Raw genomic sequence first — 4,709 nt, 5'->3', positions numbered from 1 at the left:
TTTTGTTGTTTCATGATTGTTGTTGATGTTACAGACTTTCGAAATTCGGGTTAAATTACATTTTTAGAAATGTCATAGATACGAATTAAACTTGGATAATCCTCAAACATTTTCCGGGAAAATACAGTGGGTATGAATATACGAAAATTTATAAATACTCTTAAAATATAGCGATAAATATAAAGTTCGTGAGTTTATAAAAAACAGATGCTAATTTTTATTTTTAGTACTTTTGGAGGTGAAAATTCTTGAAGAAACATCAAGATATCTTTGTGAGTGTTGTCATTCCGACTTTTAATCGAGCAAGCTTATTAAGGCGCTCCATATCTAGTGTCCTAAAACAAACTTATTCGAATTTGGAATTGATCATAGTAGACGACGGCTCAACGGACAACACAAAGGATGTAGTTGACAGTTTTAAAGATCCTCGAATTAAATACATTAAACATAAAATAAATAAAAACGGTGCAATAGCAAGAAATACAGGAATAAAGGCGGCAAAAGGAAAATACATCGCCTTTTTGGATTCCGATGACGAATGGGTATCTGAAAAAATACAAAAGCAGTTGGATTGGGTTCTAAAATTTTCTGAAGATGACAACTTTGCTTGCTATACTCAAGTAATAAAAAAAACTAATCGGTCTAAGACAATTAGGCCAAAAAGAGGGAAATCTAGTAAAGAAAGTTTAGCTGACTATCTTTTTATCAACCGTGGCCTTATGCAAACAAGCACACTGCTTATTCCACGATCACTCTTAATGAAAGTACAATTTCGCGACTTAGACTACCATCAGGATTGGGATTTGTGCTTAAGACTTGAACAATTAGGCGTAAAGTTTATTTTTCTAGAAAGTCCCTTGACAATTTGGCATATCCATTCTCAAGGAGGAAGGGTATCCAAAAACATAGGTTATCATGATTCGCTGAACTGGATAGAAAAATACAAAAATAATATTTCACCAGAATCATATTCAGCATTTTTAAAAAAAAGAAACAAATGAACAATAATTAAAAAATTATTATTTTAAGTTATGTAGGTTTTACCCGGGTAGGTCATAGCATTTAAAAAGTATTGCTGATGGTTTTAAATCTAAAGTTTGGAGGTCTAAAAAGTGTTAGAAAACGTTTCTGTACTCCTGCCTTATAAACCTGACGGTGGTCGAAGGGACCTGAATTTTAAATGGATAATACGATTTTATGAAGCAATCATGCCAGAAGTAGAAATTTGTACAGGAATATCCCAAGATAAATTATTTAATCGCTCCAAGGCTATAAATTTAGCTGCTAAAAAAGCAACTCGAGACATTTTTATTATTGCAGATGGTGATATAATATACGATTCTTCAATTATTATAGATTCAATTAATAAATTAGAAGAATACGCAATAGTTTTCCCCTTTACAAAGTATTTGAATATCTCAGAAGAAGCATCAAAAAAGCTTTTAAAAACTAGACCCAAATGGCCTTTAAACATAAGCAATAACAATATTCAGATACGAACCCCTTATATTGAGTTTGCGGGTAAATTAAATGTGGTTTCACGAAGTACTTTTAAAACCATAAATGGTTTTGATGAGCGATTTAAAGGATGGGGTGGCGAAGACGATGCATTTCGATGTGCAATAATAACACTATGTGGGCCCGACATAAGATTAGATCATAGTATATACCATTTATGGCATCCTCATATTGGTTGGGATAATAACCCCAGAAAGACAGAAAGCAAAAAGCTATTGAAATTATACCGGAAAGTTCAAGGTAATGAAGAAAAGATGATTGAACTATTGCAAAAGAAATAGGAAGATTTCTAGATCATAGACTTTTAAAAAAACTGTCCTACTCTTGTACCTCAATTTAAGGCTCCCCTTTCTAAACAATATTCCTTTCATTTAGGATAATATTGCATAAGATTCTCCTTCGCTCGAATGTGAATATTTACGTCCCTTTCTTATAACCCCCTTACCGGTCTCTTAACTCAAAGACAACGACCCTGTTCAGGACTCACCGTGCGGTTGAAAACCTATTTTGGAACATTTCATCCCTCGCTTAAAATAATCCAGGCCGGATATAATATTTCAAGAATCCCTCGGAGTCTCACAAGTCACCGTCCACTGCTAATTCTCTTAAAAGGTAAGCGTCAAATAATCCCCACCTTAAAAAAAGAAGATGGGGATTTCTCATATAATTAAGTATTCTTTTTAAACACCCGGCAGGTAAGAGGTAGACTTTCCGACCATGGGAGAAGTTGATCTAAAGCTGCCTTGTCTTTTGTATTGACATTAGAAAGTTTTTCAAAAAGATAGGTTAGATAGTAAAACGGATTTAAACCATTCTCTTTTGCGGTTTCTATGATGCTGTAAATGGTTGCACTTGCCTTTGCCCCACGCGGAGTATTACTGAAGAGCCAGTTCTTGCAACCGATGACAACAGGCTTGATCGAACGTTCACTGCGATTATTATCGATTTCCAATCGTCCGTCCAATAAAAACGCCTCTAATTTATCCCATTGGTTTAAACAATATCCGATCACCTGGCCAAACGTACTTTTAGGAAGTACTTTGGGTTGCTGGATACGAAGCCATGCCAAAAAAGCATCCAATACGGGGCGGCTGCGTTTTAAACGGATTTTGTATCGTTCCTCAGGCGTACACTCCTTGAGGTCACGTTCAGTGGCAAAAAGTTGGTTGCAAAATTGAAGTCCCTCTCTGGCTGGGACCGATGCATCCTGTTTTTTAGCCGGGAGTGCTTTCAATACTTCATCAAATTTCCGTCGTGCGTGACTCCAACAACCGACGAGAGTCACATCGGAAACTTTATGGTAACCAGCATACCCGTCTACGTGCAAGTAACCCTTAAAATCGGAGAGAAATTCGCTAGGGTGTTTGCCGCCTCGGGTTTCTTGGTAATCATAAAGCACAATGGGGGCAACTCCTCTCCCGGTACGATATAGCCACAGATAAGAAGAAGTCTGTGCTGCACGGCCTGGCTCACGGAGAACGTGAAAAGTCGTCTCATCCGCATGCAAGATGTCTTGCATAAGTAGGTGTTCATGCAAACGATGATATATGAAGCTTAACCACGTATGAGCCCCGCTCAGCATCCAGTTTGCGAGATTTTGACGAGGCAACTCAACTCCAAGACGAGCAAATTGCTGTTCTTGCCGGTAAAGAGGCAAACCATCGACATATTTTTGGCTCATGACATAAGCTACACTGGAAGGTGACGCCAAACTACCCGGAAAAGCAGGAGTAGGCATCGGTGCTGTTACAACGGGCGTGTTTGTCTCTTCTCGTTCACAATGTCGACAGGAGTAGATATAACGGACATGCTCAACTACTTTAATCTGGGCCGGTACGATCTTGAGTTCTTTACGGACTTCGGTACTCATTTCATGCAAAGAACCACCGCAGCACGAACAAACCTGCTCTTGAACGGGTAGACGATACTCGATGGTCTCCACAGGCAGATTTTCTAATTGTTCCTTTCGATGGCCACGCCGTTCCGAACGACGATAGGTAATCGTTTCGAGGGTAGGCTCCCCTAAAGAGGGGTCAGCTTCAACTTCAGCCTCATTGAAAAGCTCTAACTGATTGGGATTCGTCTTCTCGCTAGAAGCACCAAATCGTTTCTGTTGGCCTATTCGTTTGGTTGCTCGCGGACTTCCACTGCCATCCAACCCACTGATGGTATGGCAGCAGCATCTTTGGGTTCTAGCTTCCGAATCCAATACCATAAACGATGAGGTTTGACATCGTGTTCTTCACACCATGACGAAACACTTTGTCCGCTAACCTTGAAAGAGGCCACCTTTGCCTCCCATTCTTTTCGTCTTTCGATTTGGGTCATAAAAAAATCTCCTCTTCTAGTATCTTGAGGAGATTATCTCAGATTCAAAACTTGCTTAGTAGGTGTGTAGTATTTGACGCTTACCTTAAAAGAATATATTTCAGAATTATAATATAAGAATACCGTTATTTAGTTAAGCATCAATTTTTGCCCAATTTTCCCATACAAAAGGATACTGGTATGTTAAATAGTGGGTCTTTTTAAGTTGATTCTGAATTGATTTCATTCGTTTTTCTGCATTGGGTATAACATCATGAAACTGAACTTGAACATTTCCGATTTTATGAATACATTCTGTTTCAATCAGGTGTTCCAAAAGTTCATACTCTCCGCCTTCAATATTAATTTTCATTAGGTCTATTCTTTGGATATTATATTGTTTGAGGAAATCCTTTGCTTTTTTTAACTTAATCTTTATTTTTTTCCCTTTTTGACTATACATCGATGAGGCAACACCATTTACTACCAATGAAACCTTTTTGTTTTCATTAGAGAGTCCAAACTCGAAAAGCTTGATCGCTTGATTCTCTTTAAATTTCTCCCTTATCTTTGCAGCAAATTGCGGTACAGGTTCAAAAACAAAAATATTACATTGGAATTTCTTATAGATAGCCCCTGTCCAGGTTCCAGTATGACCGCCAAGATCAAATACAATGGATTGTGGATCTAAGTTGTAATTTAGCCTGTGAGTTTGATCTCCTTTATCTTTGAACCATTGCGAAAGAATATCTTTATTCATGATATTACCTCTTTTCTAACACATTCTATTATTCACTAGAAATAGTAGGGTTCTTTAAAATTAAAATAGAGAGAGTAGGGGTGGTCATTACTGAACCACCCCTCTCAATAAACCGTGCAAGCGG

At 37.8% G+C, this 4,709-nt stretch carries 4 protein-coding genes and 1 pseudogene; 2 read left to right on the top strand and 3 right to left on the bottom strand.

The genetic code is table 11. The features are described from left to right. Window positions 1–248: 248 nt before the first annotated feature. Together ABLT31_RS38065 and ABLT31_RS38060 are read left to right on the top strand one after the other, a co-directional pair. Entirely contained in the window at window positions 249–1,001 is a 753-nt protein-coding gene (locus ABLT31_RS38065) for a glycosyltransferase family 2 protein (protein ID WP_367760919.1), read from the top strand. 111 nt (window positions 1,002–1,112) lie between these two features. Continuing rightward, window positions 1,113–1,799, top strand: coding sequence for a galactosyltransferase-related protein (locus ABLT31_RS38060; protein WP_367760918.1), 687 nt, complete (start codon window positions 1,113–1,115; stop codon window positions 1,797–1,799). Between the two features lie 386 nt (window positions 1,800–2,185). On the opposite strand, the pseudogene tnpC reads toward ABLT31_RS38060, so the two are convergent. From tnpC to ABLT31_RS38045, 3 genes and pseudogenes are all read right to left on the bottom strand, one after another. Beyond that, a pseudogene (gene tnpC, locus ABLT31_RS38055) lies at window positions 2,186–3,643 on the bottom strand (IS66 family transposase); the annotation flags it as partial. Next, entirely contained in the window at window positions 3,637–3,846 is a 210-nt protein-coding gene (gene tnpA / locus ABLT31_RS38050; RefSeq protein ID WP_367760917.1) for an IS66 family insertion sequence element accessory protein TnpA, read from the bottom strand. The gene tnpA and the pseudogene tnpC, both read right to left, overlap by 7 nt. Window positions 3,847–3,979: 133 nt before the next feature. Continuing rightward, entirely contained in the window at window positions 3,980–4,585 is a 606-nt protein-coding gene (locus ABLT31_RS38045; RefSeq protein WP_367760916.1) for an FkbM family methyltransferase, read from the bottom strand. Window positions 4,586–4,709 lie beyond the last annotated feature (124 nt).

This window comes from Ammoniphilus soli, assembly GCF_040813775.1.
This window is presented reverse-complemented; position numbering and strand designations above follow the sequence as displayed.

Bases quoted from the DNA above. Each gene is read 5' to 3' on its own strand.
- tnpA (WP_367760917.1), bottom strand. From the start codon at position 3,846: ATGACCCAAATCGAAAGACGAAAAGAATGGGAGGCAAAGGTGGCCTCT.
- ABLT31_RS38045 (WP_367760916.1), bottom strand. From the start codon at position 4,585: ATGAATAAAGATATTCTTTCGCAATGGTTCAAAGATAAAGGAGATCAA.